1 protein-coding gene is annotated in these 664 nt (G+C 60.5%); it reads left to right on the top strand.

What is annotated here, in order from left to right; translation table 11 throughout:
- Positions 1–664, top strand: a 664-nt coding sequence (locus NZ960_08635) for a F0F1 ATP synthase subunit alpha (GenBank protein ID MCS7177654.1), incomplete at both ends; no start/stop codon positions are given.

Raw genomic sequence — 664 nt, 5'->3', positions numbered from 1 at the left:
CGGAAAGCGTCGGCACAATTTTGCAAGTGGGCGACGGTATCGCCCGTGTGTACGGGCTGCCCGACGCTATGATGGGCGAGCTCTTGGAGTTCCCCCACGGCGTGATGGGCATGGTGCTCAACCTCGAAGAAGACAGCATCGGCGCGATTATCTTAGGCTCCGACGAGGAGCTCAAAGAGGGCGACCCTGTCAAGCGCACGGGGCGCATTATTGAAGTGCCCGTTGGCAAAGCGTTGCTTGGGCGCGTGGTGGACGCCCTCGGACGCCCCCTCGACGGCAAAGGTCCGATTATTGCCGAGGAGTATCGGCGCGTGGAGGTGATTGCACCCGGCGTTGTCACACGCCAACCTGTGAAACAACCCCTGCAAACGGGCATCAAAGCCATCGACGCGATGATCCCTATCGGGCGCGGACAGCGCGAGCTGATTATCGGCGACCGCTCCACAGGCAAAACCGCAATCGTGCTGGACACCATCATCAACCAGAAGTACACCCACGAATCGCCCGATGAGAAGCCCGTGTACTGTATCTATGTCGCCATTGGGCAGAAGATGGCGGCGATTGCCCGCTTCATCGACACGCTGGAACGCTACGGCGCGATGGAGTACACCACCGTCGTGGTGGCATCTGCCAGCGACCCGAACAGCTTGCAATATCTGGCGCC

The sequence above is a fragment of the Candidatus Kapaibacterium sp. genome (assembly GCA_025059875.1).
GTDB lineage: Bacteria > Bacteroidota > Ignavibacteria > Kapaibacteriales > HRBIN21 > HRBIN21.
This window is presented reverse-complemented; position numbering and strand designations above follow the sequence as displayed.